Genomic DNA, 22377 nt, shown 5'->3' on the forward strand with positions numbered 1-22377 from the left:
TGTTTTTTACAATTGGGAATATAGCAATAATTAAACCAAATTGGGAAAACCAAAAGTATCAATCCACAAATTTGATTTTAACTCTCACAAAACTTCCAGAACAGTTTGTGCTTTCACTTGCTTGGCCGGCAGCCCGGTTTCAACTTGGTTAAAACCCATAGCTTTTAAAATTGACCTTTCAGGGCTTTCCCGTGCAAAACCAACAAATGAAGCTAACCACAACACTATTGCCACAGCACGAATTTTATCCATAATCTATTATGCCAATAGCGTTCATTTTTTAAAGGAGTAGGCAAACTCGAAACTAGGTATGTAGGGCAAAAACCCACCCCATTCTAATGTTAAAATTGATACCTTTGGAAATATGAAAAACGAATTGCTTTCGGTAACCAATCTGTCCATTTCATTTGGCACGAAAAAAGATCGGGTTGAAATTATCCACGGGGTTTCCTTTTCCATTGCCAAAAACGAAATCCTGGGCGTGGTCGGGGAGTCCGGCTCGGGAAAATCGGTCACCGCCATGGCTATCATGGGGTTGTTGCCCAAACAGAACGCCCATATTGAAGGTACTGTAAATTTTCAGGGCAACGATCTTCTGAAATTAGATTCAAAAAAAATGCGCAATCTCCGCGGAAAAGAGATCGCCATGATTTTTCAGGAACCGATGAGCGCCTTGAACCCGTCGTTAAGCTGCGGTTTTCAAGTTTCAGAAATATTACAGCATCACTTGGGCCACACGGCTTCCGAAGCAAAAAAAGAAACGCTTTCCCTTTTTAAAAAAGTAAGGCTTCCAAGACCCAAAGAACTGTACAACAGCTATCCGCACCAAATAAGCGGCGGGCAAATGCAGCGGGTCATGATCGCCATGGCCATTGCCTGCAAACCCAAACTGCTCATTGCCGATGAACCCACAACAGCATTGGATGTTACGGTTCAAAAAGAGATTTTGGAGCTATTGAAAGAACTGCAACAAGAAACCGGAATGAGCTTGCTGTTCATCTCCCACGATTTGGCTTTGGTTTCAGAAATTGCAGACCGGGTCCTGGTAATGTACCAAGGCGATATTGTTGAAACAAATACCGTAGCCCAGCTGTTTAAAAATCCAAAAAACGAATATACCAAGGCATTGCTGGCTTCACGCCCCACCTTGGAAAACCGCCTAGAAAAACTACCCACTATTGCTGCTATTGCCGATAACAGTTTTGTGCCGAAAATAGAAACCGCGCAAACCCGGGCGAAACGGCATAAAACAATTTATACCAAATCCCCTTTGCTGGAAGTAAAAAACCTGAAAAAAGAATATTACAGCCATGCCGGGCTTTTTAAACCAAAACAAACCGTAAAAGCCGTGAATGACGTCAGTTTTGCCGTTTTTGAAGGTGAAACCTTAGGACTGGTAGGCGAGTCTGGTTGCGGAAAGTCCACCTTGGGAAAAACAATTTTGCAATTGGAAAAAGCCACCCAAGGCCATATTTTGTACCGCGGTACCGATTTGACCAAACTAACTCCTCCTGAAATACGCAAACTGCGCAAAGAGATACAGCTAATTTTTCAAGATCCCTATTCGTCTTTAAATCCGCGTATTTTAATTGGTGAAGCTCTGGTTGAACCAATGAAGGTCCACGGCATCGGTACTTCAAAAGAAGAAAGACAGAAAAAAGCCAAAGCACTATTGGAACGGGTAGGGTTAAACGAATCGTATTTTTATCGTTATCCACACGAACTTTCGGGCGGACAGCGCCAACGGGTGGGTATTGCGCGCACCATTGCCTTGGAACCTAAACTGGTTATTTGCGACGAGTCGGTTTCTGCATTGGACATTTCGGTACAAGCCCAGGTATTGAATTTGCTGAATGAATTAAAAGACGATTTCGGTTTTACGTATATATTCATCTCGCACGACCTGGCCGTGGTAAAATACATGGCAGATCAATTGTTGGTCATGAACGATGGCAAAATAGAAGAACTTGGCGATGCCGACGAAATTTATGCCAACCCCCAAAAGGAGTACACCAAGAAACTTATCGATGCGATCCCGAAAGGGATTTAGGTTTCGGTGGTTTCGGTACATTTTTTATACCATTGCGCTGCAATGATCCAAAAAACACTCAACCACCTTATGTATTGCTTTTAAATCACCTAAAACATTGATTGGTTCGCTACTACTGTATTTTTATTCAAAAACCAACTTTAAGGTGATTGAGTGATTTTAATAACGATACGAAGTAGCAGTTTTAAAATTATACCGAAATCACCGAATTGAAGAAAGTAAAAACACAAAAAAACCCGTTCTAACCTCACAAAGAACGGGTTTAATATGTTGAATCATTGCAGATTCGGGGAATAATTAGCAACTTGATGGCTGCTAATGGTAATTAAGCCAGCAAAAAAACTTTCTTTGCTACGTACATTACATTTTTAACCAATTGAAAGGTATCTTTTAGTGTATTAACTGTGTTTTTCATAAGTTAGGTTTTAGTTGGTTAATCACGTTTGGGACAGCTAATATGAACATAAACTTTTAAATAAGTCGATTAAAAACATATTAATTCGATGAAATGCATAAATATTTAACATTTCATCCTTAGTTGAGTTATTTCTTATCATTAAGCCAAAAAAAACCGATGCTCAAGCACCGGTGATTTTTTTCAATAAGTTGGGTTTATTAAAGCTCTATTTCCGGGATATCGCCGTTCACCACGATATCACCTTCGGTCGCTTCTTTAATTTCGGCTATGCTCACGCCGGGAGCGCGTTCCAGCACATGAAAAGCATTGTCCTTAACTTCCAGTACGGCGAGATTGGTTACGATCTTCTTTACGCACGCCACGCCGGTTAACGGCAAGGTGCATTCTTTTAACAGTTTTGAATTCCCGGCTCTATTGGTGTGCATCATAGCGACGATAATGTTTTCGGCCGATGCTACCAAGTCCATCGCACCGCCCATTCCTTTTACCATTTTTCCGGGTATTTTCCAGTTGGCGATGTTCCCATTCTGGGCCACTTCCATAGAACCTAAAATGGTCAAATCTACGTGCTGCCCCCGGATCATGGAAAAACTCATGGCCGAATCGAAAAAGGAAGCGCCCGGCAAGGCAGTAATGGTTTGTTTGCCGGCGTTGATTAAATCTGGGTCTTCTTCCCCCTCAAAAGGGAACGGACCCATGCCCAAAATACCATTTTCACTTTGGAATTCCACCTGTATGTCGTCACGTACAAAATTGGCAACCAAGGTAGGAATGCCAATCCCCAGGTTTACGTAGTACCCGTCTTTAACTTCTTTTGCAATGCGCTGTGCTATTTGTTCTTTATTTAATGACATTATTTCTTAGGTCTAACGGTTCGTTGTTCAATTCTTTTTTCATAATCCTTTCCTTGGAAAATGCGCTGCACAAATATCCCCGGAATGTGAATTTGGTTAGGGTCCAATTCGCCAGCTGGCACCAATTCTTCCACTTCGGCAACGGTAATGTTGGCGGCACCACACATAATAGGGTTAAAATTTCGGGCTGTCCCTTTAAAGATCAAGTTTCCGGCCTCATCACCTTTCCAAGCTTTTACAAAGGCAAAGTCGGCTTTAAAAGCACGTTCCATGACGTACATTTTACCGTCAAATTCTCGGGTTTCTTTACCTTCGGCCACCTCCGTTCCATAGCCGGCGGGGGTAAAAAACGCCGGGATTCCGCTTTGTGCAGCTTGGCAACGTTGTGCTAAGGTTCCCTGCGGAATGAGCTCCACTTCCATCTCCCCGCTTAACATTTGCCGTTCAAATTCTTTATTTTCCCCTACATAAGAGGAAATCATTTTTTTTATTTGGTGCTTTTTTAAAAGCAGTCCCAACCCAAAATCGTCCACGCCTGCATTGTTGGATATGCACGTTACGTTTTGAACGTTTTTGCGCACTAATTCTTTAATAGCATTTTCAGGGATACCGCTTAAACCAAAGCCTCCGAGCATAAAAGTCATATTGTCTTCAATACCTTCGCACGCTTCTTCAACGCTTGAAACCGTTTTATTGATCATTGTTTTTTATTTTTCAGAAAATTACAAAATTTGCCGCAGAAAGCCTTCAGAAGACAGCGGCATTTTTGAAAAAGCATAAAAAAACCGACTCCTTATAGGAATCGGTTTTTCAATTTCTTAAAAATCGAGCTCATCGGGCACCTCATCGGTCTCTTGATTATTTTCTTTCCACTGCGAACAATCTGTTTGGATTGACAAGCGGGAAGGCCGCTTAAAGTTTTCATCGGAAACGTTCAACTCGTCATCGGCGAGGCATTTTTTCATATAAATGGCCCATATAGGTAGGGCCATGGTCGCTCCTTGCCCATAAGCCGTACTCCTGAAGTGCGTGGCCCGGTCTTCACCTCCAACCCAAACGCCGGTTACAAGGTTGGGCACCATACCCATAAACCAGCCGTCACTGTTGTTTTGAGAAGTTCCTGTTTTACCCGCAATGGGGTTTTTAAAATCGTACGGATAACCGGTAATGACATCTTTGTACAAATGTCCGCCACGCCAAGTGCCTCGCAGCCTGCTGCCCGAACCAGATTGCACCACTCCCTGCATAAGGCTCACGGTTACATAAGCTGTTTCATCGCTGATGACGTCTTTGGTTTCAGGTACATTTTGGAATAGAACAGTTCCGTTTTTATCTTCAATTCGCTGGATGAGCGTGGGTTTTACATATACCCCTTCGTTGGCAAACACACTGTAGGCGCCCACCATTTCGTAGAGGGAAACATCGGGGGTTCCCAAGGCGATGGATGGAGCGGGGGGCATATCTTCAGTTTCCACCCCCATTTTTGAAACCAGCTCGATTACCGGGCTTGGTCCTACCCGGTCTATCAAACGAGCAGTAACGGTGTTGATGGAACGTGCCAAAGCTTCCTTTAAGGTGACCATGCCGCCGTATTTTCCACCGGAATTCCTGGGCGTCCACGGTTCTAAAAGGCCGTATTTGCCCGCTTCAATGGTATATTGCGTATTGGGCAAAGTATCGCAGGGCGACATATGCATCTGGTCTATCGCGGTGGCATACACAAAAGGTTTGAAAGTCGAGCCTATCTGGCGTTGCCCGGTCTTGACCATATCGTACTTAAAATGTTTGTAATCAATACCGCCTACCCAAGCTTTCACTTCGCCCGTTTGCGGGGTCATGGACATCAGCGAGGCCCGCAGGAATTTTTTGTAATACCGAATGGAATCCAAAGGCGTCATAATGGTATCGATGGCGTTGTTCTCGGCTGTCCAAGAAAAAACGCGCATAGGAACCTTTTTCTTGAAACTGGCAATAATTTCTTCTTTGTCCTTGCCTTGTCTTTCCATTTCGCGCCAGCGGTCGCTTCGGCGCATGGCCGAATTCATAATCTGTTCGGTTTCTTTTTTGGTAATATCACGGAATGGAGCCGTTTTGTTTTTTTTGTTCTGGCTGTTAAATTCTTTTTGAAGGTTTTTCATGTGCATATCCACCGCTTCTTCAGCATATTGCTGCATTTTGGAATCTATGGTGGTATATACCTTTAGGCCGTCGCTATAGATATTGTAAAGCGAACCATCGGTTTTTGGGTTTTCCTTGATCCAGTCTGCCATAAAAGCACGGGCGTATTCCCTGAAATAGGTAGCAATCCCTTCGTCATGGCCTTGTGGCGTATATTGTATGTTTAGTGGCAAAGCTTGAAGGGAGTCTTTTACGCTTTCGGTAATGTAATCGTACTTTTCCATTTGTGAAAGCACCACGTTCCGGCGTTCTTTTACCAATTGAGGTCTTCGCAGAGGGTTGTAGAGCGAGGAGTTTTTAAACATCCCGACCAGCATAGCCGACTCTGCCGTAGTGAGTTCGGACGGGTTTTTATCGAAATAGATACTGGCAGCCGACTCAATGCCCACAGCTTGGTTGAGGAAATCGTACTCGTTAAAGTACATGGTAACTATTTCTTCTTTGGTATAACGGCGCTCCAAACGGGTGGCGATCACCCATTCTTTTATTTTCTGTATGGCGCGTTCCAGTTTATTATCTGAAACTTGCTCGGTAAAAAACAGCTTGGCCAACTGTTGGGTAATGGTACTGGCCCCACCTCTGCTACCCAAAAAAACAGCAGCCCTTACCGTTCCTTTGGCATCGATACCGGAATGTTGATAATAGCGGGCATCTTCGGTTGCAATCAAGGCGTTTACCAAATGATCCGGCAACTCTTCATATTTAACAGGCGTTCGGTTTTCCTTGTAGAATTTCCCCAATGTTTTGCCATCAGTGGATATAATTTCGGTAGCGAGGTTTTTTTCGGGGTTTTCAAGGCTGGTTTCATCTGGCAAACTTCCGAAGAACCCCCAAGAAGCGAAGAGAAAAATTAAAATCACCAATAATATGCCCACACCGAATAGTTTCCAAAAGGTTTTAATGTGCCTTCTGGTATCGTCTTGTTGTTTTTTCGGCTTTTTTGTAGCCGGTTTCTTAGCTTTCTGTTTTGCCATGTTATTGTTGTTGCGATGCTTCTTCTATGCTGTAGCCCACATCTGTAATGCCTTTCAATTTGGTAACGCCTTCCACCTCACCGTTATTGCGTACGGCTTGCATAATGCGAAGTGTGTAGGTTCCTTCCTCAGGAAAACGCACACCTTCCCGGAACCAAAATTTGTTTTCTTTCAAGTTCCCAATGCCTTCGCCCAACCACTCGCCGCTTGGTTTTGCCATGCGGTACTCCAACGTGTCTTGTATGGTCTTGCCATGCGGAAACTCCATGGAAACAATTAAAAATAGGTTGTTAAAGCGATAGTCGTTTGTATTGCGAAGGTGTAAAAACACATTGTACTGCTTTAACGAATCCAACTGTGGAATGGTAAACGAAATGGTATCGTTTTTATCCCAATAATTGGGCAACGATTGGGTGTCGCTCATAACGGCATCGGTATTGCACGAGGCCAATGCCACTGCCATTGCAATAAAAAACAGCTTACGCATTATTTTTTTGGTTACGGTTTTTACTTCGTTTTTTCCTTTTGTTACGGCTTTTACGGCGTTTGTTTCTCTTTTTTCCTCTTGGTTTATCGAATCGTGTTAAACTATCTTGACCTACGACATTGCTGAACAGTTCTTTTTTCGATTCCTGAACCTCGACCACATACTCCTCAAGGCTTGCAACTTTAGTGCCTTTTTTGTTCAGTGCAATAATTTTATTTACATTTTCTACGGAAAGTTCCAGCCAGTTCATCCCTTCTTTTACATAAGAAAACCACATCAGTCCTTTAAAAATGTCTATTTTCTGGCATACAGCCGGTCCTTTTTCGGTTTGTAGCTTGACGTCGGTTTTGGGAAATTCCTTTAAGGCTTCCAAGTAGGTATCCAATTCGTAATTAAGGCAGCATTTCAACTTGCCACATTGTCCGGCGAGTTTTAATGGGTTTAACGACAATTGTTGATAGCGAGCCGCCGAGGTGGTTACCGACCTGAAATCGGTCAACCAAGTGGAGCAGCACAACTCTCGGCCACAAGAGCCAATTCCGCCCAAACGAGCAGCTTCTTGCCGAAACCCCACCTGTTTCATCTCGATGCGGGTGTTGAAAGTACGGGCAAATTCTTTGATCAATTGTCTGAAATCCACCCGTTCTTCGGCGGTGTAATAGAAAATAGCTTTAGAGCCATCGCCTTGGTATTCAATATCGCTGATTTTCATTTTCAGCCCCAACCGAATGGCAATCTCACGGGATTGCTTTTGAATGCTGGGTTCTTTGTCTCGGCAACTTTGCCATTTATCGATGTCTTTTTGGGAGGCTTTTCGATATATTTTTGGAAGCGCATCAACGCTTAGGCGTTCGTTTTTCTTCTTCATTTGCACCCGCACCAATTCGCCGGTAAGGGTTACGATACCTATATCGTGACCGGGGGAAGCCTCGGTGGCAACCACATCGCCCATGCTCAAGGAAAGGTTTTCGCTATTTTGGTAAAAGTGTTTCCGTCCATTTTTAAATCGCACTTCCACCCCTTTAAAGGGTTCCATATTATCAGGAAGTGACATGTTGGAAAGCCAATCGAACACCGTTAATTTATTACAGCCATCGGTACCGCAAGTTCCGTTGTTTTTGCATCCCTTTGGCTGTCCGTTGGCGCCCGTGGCACAGCTTGTACAGCCCATATTTATATATATTGTGCCCTTTTTCCGAAGAAAGAGGGTCGAAAATTAAACAAATGATTCAATAGGTAAAGATACCAATAATAAATTATGAATGCAGAATTCAGAAATATGAATTAAAAAGTTTCTGACCAAATAGGTGCCTGAGTGTTTTAAAAAAACAGCCGACGTTTAAAATTCAGTTGGATTTTTTACTTTTAAAATGTATAGAATGAATGTTTTAGATTTTAGAAATCCCCTCCCTAACCCTCCCCAAGAGGGAGGAAACTATTGCGTTGTTCCTCCCTTCCTTTGGAGGGGCTGGGGAGGATTATTTCTTAAACTTTAGTTTCTCCGACCGCCCTTTTTTAAAGATTTTGTTGCTGTTGGGAATGCCTCTTCTAAGTTTTTTCTGCTCTTCATACGGAAGCTGAATGACCTCTTTACACTGGGTACTGCAACAGGTTTCCATCGCTTTTGAACATGCCTCACATTGGATGAAAAGCAAGTGGCAAGCTTCGTTGGCACAGTTAACATGGGTGTCACAGGGGTTGCCGCATTGATGGCAGTTGGCAATGACGTCTTCGGTAATGCGTTCGCCGCGGCGGTGATCGAACACAAAGTTTTTGCCAATGAATTTATTGTCCAACCCTTTGTTTTCCACTTGGCGGGCATATTCAATAATGCCGCCTTCCAATTGGTACACATTTTTAAACCCTTTGTGTTTGTAATAGGCACTGGCCTTTTCGCAACGGATACCGCCAGTGCAATACATCACCAGGTTTTTGTCTTCTTTGTGGTCTTTTAAGTCTTCTTCAATAATGTCCAGTGAATCGCGAAAAGTATCCACATCGGGCGTTATGGCCCCTTGAAAATGCCCGATTTCACTTTCGTAGTGGTTTCGCATATCGACCAAAACGGTGTTGGGGTCTTCTATAAGTTTGTTGAAATGTTCGGCATCGACGTGTACGCCTTTGTTGGTAACATCGAAGGTGTCATCGTTCAAACCATCGGCCACGATTTTTGGGCGTACTTTTACTTTCAGTTTCAGGAACGATTTCAGGTCGTGCTCTATGGCGATATTGAGCCTGACGCCCTTTAAAAAATAGATGCCATCGATAAATTCCTTAAATTTTCCGAAGTTCTTGGCCGGCACTGAAAGCTGGGCGTTGATGCCTTCGTGGGCTACGTAAATACGGCCTAAGACGTTTAGCTCGTCCCAAGCGACAAACAAATGGTTTCTGAAAAGTTCTGGATTGCCAATTTTGGCATATTGATAAAAAGAGAGGGTCAAGCGGTCTTCTCCGGCTTGTTCCAATAAATCGGCCCGCTCTTTTGCACTTAAGGTATTGTACAGTTGCATGCTATACTTTTTTAGTGAAAAGAATTATAATATAATGATGTGCAAAAATACACTTTCTAACCGTGTTAACAAAAATCAAATTTTCAGGGTTTTTCCCTTTGTGGCAAAAGCAAAGAAATAGTACCTTAGCCTACTGACTTATTTACAGCTAAAACACACACCATGAGCAAAGACAAAGACAAAGACGCAAAACTGAAAGCATTAAAGCTTACCCTCGATAAAATGGACAAAACCTACGGAAAAGGCACCGTGATGAAAATGGGCGATGCGGCCGTACAGGAGGTCGATGTCATCCCTACGGGATCGTTAGGGCTAGATGTGGCTTTGGGTGTTGGCGGATATCCGCGCGGACGGGTCATTGAAATATACGGACCAGAATCTTCGGGTAAAACCACCTTGACGTTACATGCTATTGCCGAAGCCCAAAAAAAAGGTGGAATTGCGGCTTTTATCGATGCAGAACACGCTTTTGACCGCACCTACGCCGAAAAACTGGGCATCGATATTGAAAACCTCATCATTTCGCAACCCGATAACGGAGAGCAAGCTTTGGAAATCGCCGATAACCTTATTAGAAGTGGCGCCATCGATATTATTGTGGTCGATTCGGTCGCGGCCTTGACTCCCAAAAGCGAAATTGAAGGCGAAATGGGCGATAGTAAAATGGGACTCCACGCCCGGTTGATGTCGCAGGCCTTACGTAAACTTACCGGTTCTATTAGCAAAACCCAGTGTACGGTCATTTTTATCAACCAGCTTCGCGAAAAAATTGGGGTGATGTTCGGCAATCCAGAAACCACTACGGGTGGTAACGCACTTAAATTCTATTGCTCGGTACGGTTGGACATTCGCCGCTCCACACAAATAAAAGACTCCAACAGCGATGTGCAAGGGAACAAAACTCGGGTAAAAGTGGTAAAAAACAAAGTAGCGCCCCCATTTAAAACGGCCGAATTCGACATTATGTACGGCAAAGGGATATCGAAAGTAGGCGAGATTATCGATCTGGGCGTCGATTTTGAGATCATCAAAAAAAGCGGTTCGTGGTACAGTTACGACGACACCAAATTGGGCCAAGGCCGTGATGCCGTAAAAACACTTCTTTTGGACAATCCAGAACTTATGGAAGAGCTGGAAACCAAAATAAAAGATGCCATAAACACCCTTAAGGAGTAAAAAGCACCCGCTACACGCAACCTTTTTAACATCAGGGCATCTACAAGGTGTAGGGCCTTGATTATTAATGCCGTTTGCTTTGTTGAAAACAGTAACCATCGATAACCACGGTACCGCAATTTGACTTTAAACGAGCTCATATTAAAATGCAAGGAACAGGACAGTAAGGCACAGGAAGCATTGTACAAGCGCTATTCCGGGGTCTTGTTTTCCATATGTTTGCGGTATTCGCCCAATAAGGCTGAAGCGCAAGACAATTTACAGGATGCTTTCTTGACCATTTTCAAGAAAATCGGGCAATTTAAAGGCAAAGGTTCTTTTGAAGGTTGGATAAAGCGCATAACGGTCAATACCGTGCTTCAAAAATACCGGAAGCAAAAAGTTTACCGTATTGAAGATGAAGAACGGATAGAACAGGAAGAAGAGCTTACAGTAGAAACGGAAACCGTACCCTTGGATTTTTTATTGAAAATCATTCAAGAGCTGCCAGACCGCTATCGGTTGGTGTTTACCTTATATGTGCTGGACGATTATTCGCATAAAGAAATAGCCGAAATGTTAGGAATAAGCGATGGTACGTCTAAATCTAACCTAGCAAGGGCAAGAGGCATCTTAAAAACCAAAATAGACAACTATAACCCACAATAATACGTAGATACAATAGATTCCCCCTCTATGAAAAACAAAAAGCACATAGACGAGCTTTTTAAAGAGCGTTTCAAAAACCACGAAACCGCTCCACCTCCACATGTTTGGGACAACATTCAAGCCAAACTGCAAGAGAAGAAAAAAGACCGTAAGGTTATTCCGCTATGGTGGAAACTTGGCGGGGTGGCCGCACTATTGGCTTTGTTGCTCACCGTGGGCCAAGCTATTTTCAATACGGATAAATCCCAAGATAAATTGGTCATTGAGGATACCACTACACGTTCCATAGAACATACTGAAACCGAAAAAGACGGCAAGACAGAAGAAAGCATCGTTAACGATTCGCAAGTGGCTTCAGAAACCGAAGAAAAACCAACAGGAGAATCTGGCCAGGATACGTTCAATAACAATCAGACTTTAAAGGTGAATGAGGCTTCAAACCAAAAGTTTAATACGGAACAAAACAATAAAGCTGCTGTTGCTGTAGCGCACAATAAACAAAGTACCCAGACAACACCTTCTGAAAAAGACGACCAAAAAACCAATTCAGAAACCATTGCAATTGCTTCTGAAACCGATAACAACACGTTAAAAAACACTTCAAAAGACGAGGGCAGCACCGCTATCGCTTCAGAACAAACCAATTCAAAATCAACCGATCAAGTTAAAGGAGAAAACGATGACCTTATCAATAAAGACTCAGCTATTTCAAACAAGGTAGGAAAAAACAACACCGAAATAGCTACTGCCAAGACAAAAGAAGAAACCGATAGGCATAAGGACCATAAAGAAACCGGTAAAAAATCCATTTTTGAGGAAATTGAAGCCGCCAAAAAAACAGCAGAAGCCGTTGCCACGACCAACAAACCCGAAAACAGATGGGATGTAGCGCCCAATGTTGCGCCGGTCTATTACAGCTCCATTAGTGGCGGTTCGTCCATAGACCCCACGTTTGCCGATAATTCGCAAAGCAGCGACATCAACATAAGTTATGGGGTGCAAGTGGCCTACAACATTACCGATAGGTTGAGCGTCCGTTCTGGCATAAACAACGTGAACTTAGGCTATGCAACCGGCGGCGTGGATATTGGCACTGGGCCCGTTTCTTATGGCCTCAGGACGGTAGATTACAACGAAAGCGGCACCGTTATCGTTGCGGTGGACAAAGGCGCCTTCAACAATCCCATGGACGGTTTTGGTTCCGTTACCCCAAAGTCCACTGGTGGCAATGCACAGATTATACAGGACATCAGCTATTACGAAGTGCCGTTGGAGCTGAAATATGCGGTGCTCGACACCCGGTTTGGCATTAATATGATTGGTGGGTTGAGCACGCTCTTTTTGGGCAACAATGAGATTTCAGTAGAAGATGGCGGGTTTAGGAGCGTACTGGGAGAAGCCAACAACCTCAATCAAGTGAGTTTTACCACGAACGTGGGTGTTGGTTTCGATTACAAAATAAGCAAACGATTAAAGTTTAATGTTGAACCTATGTTTAAGTATCAGCTCAATCCATATACAGACTCATCGGTAGGGTTTAAACCTTATTATATTGGCCTGTACAGCGGGTTGAGTTTTAAATTTTAGGTTAGTGTCAAGGTTTAAAGTTTAATTTGACACGTTTTTAGTTGGTTAGGTTTGGGTAATGCCAAACATGATTAAGGAAACCGCCCTTCGCCATAGGGCGGTTTTTTTACACCGTAGGCTCAAGCAACTCGTCTTTAATAATATTATATGTTGCGTGGTTCAACATGCGCCTATCTTCCATGCTCAAGATCTTGGTGGGGAGAATATCGTGCACTTTAACCCGCATTTTACCGGGACTGGCCGAGAAAAACGAATACGAAAACCGTTTTTTAGTGTCGTGAAAGGTCATGGGCGCTACGGGTATTTGGTGTGCAATGGCCAATCTAAAGGCACCATCTTTAAAGGGGTCCAGAACCACTGTAAGATCGTCTGGCACGTGGCCTTCAGGAAAGATACAGACGCTCAAACCCTGGTTGAGTTTGTGTTGTGCCCGTTTAAAGACCGCCATCCGGCTTTTAGGGTTATCGCGGTCCACCAAAATACAGGTACGCTTGTAGAAAAAGCCGAACACAGGTATTTTCACCAATTCCTTTTTGCCCACAAACACAAAGGGATTACGGGTTACGTACAGCATCAACATAATATCGGCCATCGAGGTATGGTTGGCCACAAACAGATAACTTTGCCCTTTCTTATAACGGGTTTCGCGTGTTACCTTAGGAATAAACCCCATCCCAAACAATATGATGGTCGCCCACATACGGGCCAACCTAAAAAAGAACGGATACCATTTTTCGCGCAAGATGCTAATTAACAATATGGGAAACAATAAAATAATAGGCACCGTAACCAGCACATAAAACCAGATACGATACAAAAAAATGAGAATAGCCTTCAGTAGTTTCATTCAAAAACCAAAAGTAATGATTTGAAGCGTACAGAAAAGGGAAAAAAAGTACCTTTGCAGAAAATAGAATTGTTAACTTAATAAGATTCCCGCCTTCGCGGGAACTAGATATGGCCAGAATACTCACAGGAATACAAAGCACCGGAACCCCGCACTTAGGCAATATTTTAGGCGCCATCAAGCCCGCGATTGAGATGGCGAACGACCCCAAGAACGAGTCGTTTTTATTTATTGCCGACATGCACTCCTTAACCCAGATTAAAGATGCCGAAACCCTACGAAACAATACCTACAGCGTTGCGGCAACTTGGTTGGCCTTTGGGCTGGACATAAACCGGGTGGTTTTTTACCGCCAAAGCGATGTACCGCAAACAGCAGAACTCACTTGGTATTTAAGCTGCTTTTTTCCCTATCAACGATTGACCTTGGCACATTCGTTTAAAGATAAAGCTGAACGTTTAGAAGATGTAAACGCTGGGCTGTTTACCTATCCGATGCTTATGGCGGCCGATATTTTGCTGTACGATGCCGAAATCGTGCCCGTAGGGAAAGACCAATTGCAACATATTGAAATGACGCGCGACGTTGCTTCCCGTTTCCATACCAAAATGGGCGAAACCTTTGTGTTGCCAGAAGGGAAAATTCAAGAGAATACCAAACTCATTCCCGGTACCGACGGCGCAAAAATGAGTAAATCGAAAAACAATATCATCAATATCTTTTTGCCTGACAAAAAACTGCGGAAGCAAATTATGGGCATTGAAACCGACAGCACCCCGCTGGAAGCACCCAAAAACCCAGATACCTGCAATGTATTTGCGCTCTATAAATTAATGGCTTCGGAAGAGCAAATTACTGAAATGCGCGCTAATTATGAAAATGGCGGCTATGGCTATGGCCACGCCAAACAAGCATTATTTGAATTAATAACCGAAACATTTAAAGAAGAACGTAACAAATACAATCACTATATCGACAACTTAAATGAAATTGATGAAGCCCTAAAAATAGGTGCTAAAAAAGCCGGTATAATAGCAGATGATGTATTGAAACGCGTTCGAACAAAAGTAGGGTATTAAACTATTTGAAACAATTTTCCCGGTAAGGGCTGCACCACGCCTTTTAATTCCATATTCAATAAAATAGTGGCGGCTTTAAAGGTGGGGATTTGGCATTCCAGCGCAATGATATCCAGCAACTCCTTTTCTTTTTCCTTTAAAAAACGGTATACTTTTTTTTCTTCATCGGTCAGTTCTACAAAGAGTTGGGTTTGTTTGGGTTTTTCGTCTTTTTTTTCGAGTTCCCAGCCCAAATGATAAATTAGGTCTGCAGCACTGTTGAGCAAATGCGCCTGTTGTGTTTTTATCAAGTTATTGCACCCTTGGCTTTGTTTGTCGGTACTTCGGCCGGGAACGGCAAAAACCTCCCGATTGTACGAATTTGCGATGTCTGCCGTAACCAAACTCCCTCCTTTTTCGGCAGATTCTATGACAATAGTGGCTTCGGACAATCCGGCGATAATGCGGTTCCGTTTTAAAAAATTATTACGGTCAAAAGGGTCATCGCTCCAAAATTCGGTAATGAAGCCGCCGTTTTCTTCAACTTTTACAACATATTTTTTATGTACTTTGGGATAAATCTGGTTCAGCCCGTGGGCTAAGCACGCCACCGTTTGCAAACCGTTGTCCATAGCCGCTTTGTGAGCGGTAATATCCACGCCGTAAGCAAACCCTGACACGATCACGGGATTGAGCGGGGCCAATTCTTCAATTAAATCTTTACAGAACGTAGTCCCATACGTGGTTACTTTTCGGGTTCCTACGATGCTGATGATTTTCTTGTGCTTTAAATCGATATTCCCGCTATGAAAAAACAGAATGGGGCCGTCCAAACAATGTTTCAGGCGTTCGGGATAGGTTTTGTCGAGGAAATAACTGTGCTGAATTTTTTCTGTTTCAATAAAACGGAGCTCAGCTTCAGCTTCGGCAAGTTGCTGGTTTTCGTTAAGGTCTTTCAGCTTAAAGCTTCCTATTCCATCTACTTTTAGCAAATTGTGTTTTTTCTCCTTGAATATCGCTTCGGCAGAACCTACGGCACGCAATAATTTTTTAGCAGAAGTATCGCCCAAATTCGGGGTACGCTGCAAAGCAAGGGTATAGAGCAATTCTTTTTGTGACAACATAACGGTATTCTTGCAATCGGGGAGTTGTTAAAAATACACTTTTTTAAGTTGTTGATAAATTTTGAGCCTAAGAATTGAAATGTGTTGAAAAAAAATCTATGTTTGTTGGTATGCAACTGGCCACCTACATAAAAGACTTGCTCTATCGATATGAGTGTGTTATCGTTCCTGGATTTGGCGCTTTTTTAACGCAGTACCGATCGGCCAGGATCGATGAAGAAACCAATACCTTTTACCCACCCGGGAAATCACTTTCGTTCAACCGGCAGTTGCAGACCAACGATGGATTGTTGGCCAATTACGTGGCTTCTGTAGAACAGTGCAGTTATGAAACAGCGGTTCAAAAAATCAGGAATTTCACGGCTAAAATGTCCCTTCAACTTACGGAAGGCGAAACTGTTTTGCTTAAAAATTTAGGCGAATTTGCCCTGAACACTGAAAATGCGTTGCAGTTTATCCCTTCGGAAACGGAAAATTTCAGCACGGCTTCTTTTGGCTTAAGTGCTTATATTTCAACAGAAATAAACCGTAAAACCGACAAAGAAACGGTTTCAGCTCTTAAAAAGGAAGAAAAAACGCCTATCCATTCCATACCGGAGCGTCACACGGCGAGACCGTATTTAAAGTACGCCGCAATTGGTTTAATTGCGCTAACCGTAGCAGGTTTTGGCGGCATGAAACTGTATGAAAACCAAGTTCAACAACACAATTTTGCTGCAAAGCAAGAAGCAGACAACCGCATTGAAAACCAAATACAAGAAGCTACCTTTGTTATTGAAAATCCGTTGCCCGCTATAAAAGTTACCGTTCCAAAACAAACTGGAAAGTACCATATTGTAGCCGGGGCTTTTCGATTGGAAGAAAACGCAAAGAAAAAAATAAAACAGCTTTCAGAAAAAGGCTACACGGCAAAACTCATCGGCGCCAACAGATACGGGCTGCACCAAGTGGTGTACAACAGTTTTGAAGATAGGCGGGAAGCCCTTCGCGAGTTGCGCACAATAAAACGCACCGAAAACAAAGCCGCTTGGTTGTTGGTAAAAGACCTTGCCAAATAGCGATTAACTTCCCTACTTAGTTCCATTTCATTAAAAACCAACGTACCTTTGCAAAAATCAACATTGCAATGGAACCAAGAACCCCGATGGAATCGAGAACCATCATCACAGATTTTGTACTGCCCAGTGAAACCAACCCCATAGGCAACATGTTTGGGGGCGAACTGTTGGCCCGTATGGACCGCGCCGCCGGAATTGCCGCACGAAGGCACAGCCGCCGCATCGTGGTAACGGCATCGGTAAATCATGTGGCATTTAATAAAATGATCCCGTTAGGAAGCGTGGTAACCGTTGAGGCCAAAGTGTCGCGCGCCTTTAAAAGTTCCATGGAAATTTATATGGACGTATGGATAGAAGACCGTGAAAGCGGCATGCGCAGCAAGGCAAATGAAGCGATTTACACCTTTGTAGCCGTAGATGAAATGGGAAGCCCGGTACCTGTACCGCCCGTAAAACCAGAATCTGAACTGGAACAAGAACGCTATGACGCTGCCCTGCGCAGAAGGCAGTTGAGTTTGGTCCTTGCCAAAAAAATGAACCCGAAAGATGCCACCGAACTTAAGGCCCTTTTCACCTAACACTGTTCCCAAAATTACCACTGTAGCACTGGGAACTGATTGTATTTTAATTGTATTTTGATTAAGCCAACCTTCGTCTTTTCGCTTTAGAAAAAATACAACTAAAGTAAATCCAGCTCAGTTTTATACTGTTTATGATCGGGAGTTGCAATTTAATGCACGATAACATGGCTATAAGTACCAAAATTATCCGGTACTTATTATTGAAGGTATTTTAATAGGCCTTTTAACCGGAATGGTAGGTGCCGGCGGCGGATTTCTTATTATTCCAGCCTTGGTTTTATAAGCAAAACTACCTATGAAAAAAGCAGTTGCCACCTCGCTGTTTATTATTTCCGTAAATTCGTTGATTGGTTTTATCGGCGATGTGGAAAACATCGATATCGACTGGACGTTTCTACTATCTTTTAGCGCCATTGCAGTCGTTGGTATTTTTATTGGGGTTTGGCTCAATAAATTCGTCAACGAAAAGAAACTGAAAACAGGCTTTGGATGGTTTGTCTTGGTAATGGCATTGTATATTTTGTTTAAGGAGTATTCATAGCTTTAAAAATTTGCAACAAATGTTAAACGAGCACTATTGGGACAATCGCTATAAAAACAACGACATTAAATGGGACATAGGCTATGTTTCTACGCCCTTGAAAACCTATTTTGACCAATTGACCGATAAAAACCTTAAAATCCTGATTCCCGGCGGCGGTAATTCGTACGAAGCAGAATACCTTCACAACATTGGGTTTACCGAGGTTTATGTAGTTGATGTTTCAGAAACCGCTTTACAGAATATTAGAAAACGGGTGCCAACCTTTCCTTCGGAAAAATTAATTCATCAAGATTTTTTTAAGTTAGAAGAAACATTCGATCTTATTATAGAGCAAACCTTCTTTTGTGCGCTCGATCCTTCATTACGGGATGATTATGTTTTAAAAATGCATCAGTTACTGAAACCAAAAGGAAAATTAGTAGGATTGCTTTTCAACTTTCCCTTAACCAAAGACGGTCCTCCTTTTGGAGGAAGCGAAACAGAATATAAAAAACGGTTTTCACCACTTTTTGATATTAAAATTATGGAAACCTCCTATAACTCTATCCCTCAGCGGCAGGGAAATGAACTGTTTTTTATTCTTCAGAAAAAATAGTCTGTTGCCCCATAACATAGGTAACCATTACTACTTGTTTGTGTGCATATGCCTGCAAGAAACTTCAAAATAGGTGTTAGAAACATTCAGCCATTTGAATATAAACCGCTTCACAATATTCTTACGCCATTGGCAGCAGTATTTTGACGTGGGTAACATTGGCCAAAGCGTGGCCAGACTCAATGTATGTTTTGGTTGGTTTGGGCTACCTTTCTATTTGACAGTGATTTTTAGCGCTTTGCTAAGCACATTTTTATACGGAATTTTAAAAGATAAACCGCCACATTGATTTACATCCTATAAATCCAATCTGCCGGGTTCATGCGATTGGTATTTTGGTAAATAAGGAATTTTATAGTGGTTTTTCCGGTAGCCGGATTACTGAAAACAGTTCCCAAAGGTTGTTTGGTAGCTACTTTGTCCCCTTTTTTTACAGTGACGGTCGCCAAATTGTTATAAACCGTAATATAATTTCCGTGCTGCACATAAACCGCCTTATTGGAACCTTTTAACTGCTGTATTTCGAGTACTACCCCTTTAAAGACGGCACGGGCTTGGGCGCCTTTTTCGGTGGCGATTTCCACTCCGCTGTTAAAAGTGGTCACATTGGGCAATTGTGGATGACGGTGCTTCCCGTATGTTTTTACCACGACGCCCCCTTTGGTAATGGGCCAGGGTAGTTTTCCTTTGTTGTTCGTGAAATTAGCGGCCAGTTCTTTAGCTTCGGCATTCATGGCAAAAGTGGACTCCCGGGTGTTATCTACTTTGTTGCCCGAAGCTTTATTGGACTTTGCAATGGCCTCTCGGATCAATTTTTCTATTTGGCGGTCAATTTCATCGGCTTTGCGTTGTTTTTCCCTTATTTGTGCGGCAAATTTACCTTCGTCTTTCTTCAACGACGCTACGAGTGCTTGCTGCTGTTTTTTCTCTTTGGCCAGTTCGTTTTTGGTTTTTCGGTTTTGGGCGATGAGCGCTTCCTTTTTCTTCTTCTGAACAATTAGGTCTTTATTGAGTTGTTGCAATTGGGCCGTTTTTTCTTTAATGCTTTCGCCCTGTTCTTTACGATGCTTGGCATATTGTTTCATATACTGCAACCGTTTGTAGGCCTGCAAAAAACTTTCCGAAGACAATAAAAACATCACCCTGCTTTGCTGCGATTTGCTTTTGTACGATTTGCGTATCATCGCTGCATAATCTTCTTTAAGTTCTTCCAGCTCTGTGCGCAGGTTATCGATTTTGGTAAGGTTGTCGTTAATTTCGCGCGTTAATAGATTGGCTTGACGGTTAGTGATGCGTATCAAATTTTCAGTAGCGCTTATACGTTGGTCCAAATCTTCCACTTGCGTCAACACCGATTTTTCTTCTTTTCGGGTTTTGAACAGCAGCGAGTTGATTTGTTTTATTTCCTGCAAAATGGCTTGCCGTTGCGCTTCCAGTTCTTTTTGTTTTTCAGATTGGGCTGAAACGGAAGCCGCTAAAAACAAAAAGCACCCCATTAAAAGGTATGTTGCAAAGTTACTGCGCATTATAACTGTATTTTTTCATATCCATCTGGAATGTTGAACGGGAAGCCAATATTTACATCCAAATCTATCTTTTTATAAGTAACGTCAATATTTGTTTTACTGTCTTTTTCAGTAGTATTTATTTTTATTTCCGAAGGATAAAATCCAGTGCCTATTTTTTGATACCCATTGTACCGAACGCTCAACAACCTTTCATTGTTAGGTTGCGAAAGGCTTTCTGAAGCTATTTTGAAATTTTCAGGATTTAAAAACAACGAATGAATAAAATTTTGAGGTTGTACCTTGGGTTGCAATTTGTATTTATTTTGAACTACCGTTGACTTATAATCTGCCTTGTTAATATTAAAAATAGATTGACCTAATAAGATTGCCTGGGCTTTTTCAAAATTGATTTCAGTGCCCAGCCAATCGCTTAGCAGTGCATAATCCCCGTCAAAATAGGTGCCGCCAATGGTTTCGTAATATTGAACGCGATCTGGGGTTATATTGGCTTTTACCAACGTAATTCCCAAGAACGAAGCTTTTACCCAAATGGTTTTGTTTTTTTCCATTCGCAAGCTCACGGTAACACTCTGTTGGGTGTCTTCGTCTTCATACACCACTTGAATACGGGCAGCCATGGTTTTAAAATCTGGCGATGCTGCTTCATGGGAAGCAATGATGTTTTTAACAGAAAGGTTTTCGTTGGCTGTTTTTGAGCCTTTTATTTCCTTGGCCGCACCACAAGAGGAAAGCGCAATGGCCAAGGCGATAAAAATAAATTTAGTGTACTTCATGTATTAGTTTGTCAACTTTATTTGCGCGGCTTTTTTAGCATACTCAGCGGCTTTTTTTGAATCTCCTTTTAATGTGTATGCTTGCTGTAATTGTTTATAAAAATCCTGTTCCATCGTTGGGTTGTCAAATAGATAATCCAATCCGCTGTTAAGACTTTCAATAGCTTCGTCAGCATTTTTAAGGTTGTTTTGGGTCACACCATTGATTAAATACAGTAAGGGTTGCGCTGGGAATATTGCCAATGCCTCACTGCTTAATTGTTGGGCAGCTTTGTATTTTTTTAAATCAATTTGAAGCAACAAGGTGTTTTTTAATAGACTGAAATTATCCGTGTCGCCTTCAATTCCTTTCTCATAAAATTTTAAAGCGGTTTCCTTTTCCCCTTTTGAGTTATAGTACCCCCCTAATTGTTCGTAGATTTTTCCTGAATTTTCAATGCTGAAATTTTCAACCACCGTATCCAGATCGGCTTCGTATTGCGGGTTTTTCTCCACGAACCCTACAAAATCGCTCAAAACATTGTACTTGCTTTCTTTTTCTATTTCTGAAGCCGAAAACACGATGTTCATCGATTTAAAGGCTTCTTCGGTATTGTTTTCATCTAAATAAAACTTGTACAACGCCAAATGAACTTGTTTAGAATCAGGTTGATTTTTCAATAATTCTTTAGCAGTTGCAAAGGCTTTTTCGGTATTGCCTTCTTCGCTGTACAAATAAATTAAGCTTAGATAATCCTGCTCTTTCTTTGGTTTTTTGTCAATGCGGGTTTCCAGGTTTTCAATCTGTCCTTCACTATCACCTGTTTGACGGTAAATTTGAGAACGGAGGGCATTTCGATAATCACTTTCACCCCAGATTTCGTCAAGATCGTCCAATACTTCAATGGCTTTGTCAAATTGACGCGTTCGTGAATATAGATTGGCTAAATCCTCTTTGTAATCTTCGTCAAATTGAATCAGTTTTTTGACCAACGGAATGGCCGCATCGTAATCCCTTTTTTGATAATAAAGATCGTACAATGACTCTAACACATCCAACCGCTTGGGTTCGGTTTTCAACACTTTATTGAAACTTATCTCAGCTTCTTCAAACTGCTTGAGTTCGGTGAGGTTTTTGGCTTTTTCAAACGCAACGACAGCTTCTAATTCTGAGTCACCTTTAGCGGCTTTTTCAGCTTTCCGAAGGGCATCGAGGGCCAATTCGAAATTTTCAATCCCTTTTTGTTTTAAGGCTTCAAAAAAGTTTTCCTGAAAGGCGTCTGTCACATTTCCTAAATCATCCGTGGGTTGCTCTGCAGCGGTTTCGGTTTCTTGCGCAAAAGCTTGCTTCGGAATGAAAATGATTCCGAAGAGGAGGAGAAAAAGAATGTGGCTTTTGTTTTTCAT

Annotated in this window: 20 protein-coding genes and 1 pseudogene; 9 read left to right on the forward strand and 12 right to left on the reverse strand. The window is 42.3% G+C overall.

Annotated features, from left to right (window positions below; all coding sequences use genetic code 11):
* Positions 1–84: 84 nt before the first annotated feature.
* Positions 85–252 carry a hypothetical protein gene (locus DDV96_RS15830; RefSeq protein ID WP_165805978.1) on the reverse strand — a complete coding sequence of 56 codons (168 nt, stop codon included), beginning with the start codon at positions 250–252 and terminating at the stop codon, positions 85–87.
* A gap of 112 nt (positions 253–364) precedes the next feature.
* Between DDV96_RS15830 and DDV96_RS06515 the strand changes: the two genes are divergently transcribed.
* Complete coding sequence (locus DDV96_RS06515) at positions 365–2050, forward strand: ABC transporter ATP-binding protein (RefSeq protein WP_116693959.1); 1686 nt, start codon at positions 365–367, stop codon at positions 2048–2050.
* 615 nt (positions 2051–2665) lie between these two features.
* Here DDV96_RS06515 and DDV96_RS06520 read toward each other — a convergent pair.
* The 6 genes from DDV96_RS06520 to trhO form a co-directional block, all read right to left on the reverse strand.
* Complete coding sequence (locus DDV96_RS06520) at positions 2666–3322, reverse strand: CoA transferase subunit B (protein WP_116693960.1); 657 nt, start codon at positions 3320–3322, stop codon at positions 2666–2668.
* Complete coding sequence (locus DDV96_RS06525; RefSeq protein ID WP_116693961.1) at positions 3322–4023, reverse strand: CoA transferase subunit A; 702 nt, start codon at positions 4021–4023, stop codon at positions 3322–3324. Before DDV96_RS06525 ends, DDV96_RS06520 begins: the two co-directional genes overlap by 1 nt.
* Positions 4024–4140: 117 nt before the next feature.
* Positions 4141–6474, reverse strand: coding sequence for a penicillin-binding protein 1A (locus DDV96_RS06530; RefSeq protein WP_116693962.1), 2334 nt, complete (start codon positions 6472–6474; stop codon positions 4141–4143).
* 1 nt (position 6475) lies between these two features.
* Positions 6476–6961 (reverse strand): gliding motility lipoprotein GldH, encoded by a 486-nt coding sequence (locus DDV96_RS06535; RefSeq protein ID WP_116693963.1) that lies wholly within the window; start codon positions 6959–6961, stop codon positions 6476–6478.
* Complete coding sequence (locus tag DDV96_RS06540; protein ID WP_116693964.1) at positions 6954–8132, reverse strand: PSP1 domain-containing protein; 1179 nt, start codon at positions 8130–8132, stop codon at positions 6954–6956. The genes DDV96_RS06535 and DDV96_RS06540 overlap by 8 nt, the downstream gene beginning before the upstream one ends.
* Before the next feature lie 307 nt (positions 8133–8439).
* Positions 8440–9471 carry an oxygen-dependent tRNA uridine(34) hydroxylase TrhO gene (gene trhO, locus DDV96_RS06545; RefSeq protein ID WP_116693965.1) on the reverse strand — a complete coding sequence of 344 codons (1032 nt, stop codon included), beginning with the start codon at positions 9469–9471 and terminating at the stop codon, positions 8440–8442.
* A gap of 162 nt (positions 9472–9633) precedes the next feature.
* Between trhO and recA the strand changes: the two genes are divergently transcribed.
* The 3 genes from recA to DDV96_RS06560 all read left to right on the forward strand — a co-directional run bounded on the left by recA (position 9634) and on the right by DDV96_RS06560 (position 12882).
* Complete coding sequence (gene recA, locus DDV96_RS06550; RefSeq protein WP_116693966.1) at positions 9634–10647, forward strand: recombinase RecA; 1014 nt, start codon at positions 9634–9636, stop codon at positions 10645–10647.
* 120 nt (positions 10648–10767) lie between these two features.
* Positions 10768–11295, forward strand: a complete 528-nt coding sequence (locus DDV96_RS06555) for an RNA polymerase sigma factor (protein WP_116693967.1) — start codon at positions 10768–10770, stop codon at positions 11293–11295.
* Positions 11296–11322: 27 nt separating this feature from the next.
* A complete protein-coding gene (locus DDV96_RS06560; protein WP_116693968.1) occupies positions 11323–12882 on the forward strand; it encodes an outer membrane beta-barrel protein in 1560 nt (519 codons plus the stop codon).
* Positions 12883–12988: 106 nt separating this feature from the next.
* Here DDV96_RS06560 and DDV96_RS06565 read toward each other — a convergent pair whose 3' ends face one another.
* The gene (locus tag DDV96_RS06565; protein ID WP_116693969.1) at positions 12989–13729 is read right to left on the reverse strand and encodes a lysophospholipid acyltransferase family protein; all 741 of its coding nucleotides are present in this window, start codon (positions 13727–13729) and stop codon (positions 12989–12991) included.
* A gap of 110 nt (positions 13730–13839) precedes the next feature.
* On the opposite strand from DDV96_RS06565, the gene trpS reads away from it, so the two are divergent.
* Positions 13840–14808, forward strand: coding sequence for a tryptophan--tRNA ligase (gene trpS, locus DDV96_RS06570; RefSeq protein WP_116693970.1), 969 nt, complete (start codon positions 13840–13842; stop codon positions 14806–14808).
* Here trpS and dprA read toward each other — a convergent pair.
* Positions 14805–15908, reverse strand: coding sequence for a DNA-processing protein DprA (dprA, locus tag DDV96_RS06575; protein WP_116694258.1), 1104 nt, complete (start codon positions 15906–15908; stop codon positions 14805–14807). The genes trpS and dprA overlap by 4 nt on opposite strands.
* A gap of 113 nt (positions 15909–16021) precedes the next feature.
* On the opposite strand from dprA, the gene DDV96_RS06580 reads away from it, so the two are divergent.
* The 4 genes and pseudogenes from DDV96_RS06580 (at position 16022) to DDV96_RS06595 (ending at position 18689) form a co-directional block, all read left to right on the forward strand.
* On the forward strand, positions 16022–16969 hold the full coding sequence (locus DDV96_RS06580) for an HU domain-containing protein (protein ID WP_116694259.1): 948 nt from the start codon (positions 16022–16024) through the stop codon (positions 16967–16969).
* Between the two features lie 68 nt (positions 16970–17037).
* Positions 17038–17547, forward strand: a complete 510-nt coding sequence (locus DDV96_RS06585; RefSeq protein WP_116693971.1) for an acyl-CoA thioesterase — start codon at positions 17038–17040, stop codon at positions 17545–17547.
* A 184-nt stretch (positions 17548–17731) separates the two neighbouring features.
* Positions 17732–18091 (forward strand): annotated as a pseudogene (locus tag DDV96_RS06590) (sulfite exporter TauE/SafE family protein); the annotation flags it as partial.
* 19 nt (positions 18092–18110) lie between these two features.
* On the forward strand, positions 18111–18689 hold the full coding sequence (locus tag DDV96_RS06595) for a methyltransferase domain-containing protein (protein WP_116693972.1): 579 nt from the start codon (positions 18111–18113) through the stop codon (positions 18687–18689).
* A gap of 290 nt (positions 18690–18979) precedes the next feature.
* Here DDV96_RS06595 and DDV96_RS06605 read toward each other — a convergent pair whose 3' ends face one another.
* Genes DDV96_RS06605 through DDV96_RS06615 form a run of 3 tightly spaced genes read right to left on the reverse strand, consistent with a single transcriptional unit; the run spans position 18980 to position 22377 of the window.
* On the reverse strand, positions 18980–20215 hold the full coding sequence (locus DDV96_RS06605; protein ID WP_116693974.1) for a murein hydrolase activator EnvC family protein: 1236 nt from the start codon (positions 20213–20215) through the stop codon (positions 18980–18982).
* Positions 20215–20991, reverse strand: coding sequence for a DUF4292 domain-containing protein (locus DDV96_RS06610; RefSeq protein WP_116693975.1), 777 nt, complete (start codon positions 20989–20991; stop codon positions 20215–20217). Before DDV96_RS06610 ends, DDV96_RS06605 begins: the two co-directional genes overlap by 1 nt.
* A 3-nt stretch (positions 20992–20994) precedes the next feature.
* Positions 20995–22377, reverse strand: a complete 1383-nt coding sequence (locus DDV96_RS06615; protein ID WP_116693976.1) for a tetratricopeptide repeat protein — start codon at positions 22375–22377, stop codon at positions 20995–20997.

Source organism: Marixanthomonas spongiae, assembly GCF_003095375.1.
Taxonomy (GTDB): Bacteria; Bacteroidota; Bacteroidia; order Flavobacteriales; family Flavobacteriaceae; genus Marixanthomonas; species Marixanthomonas spongiae.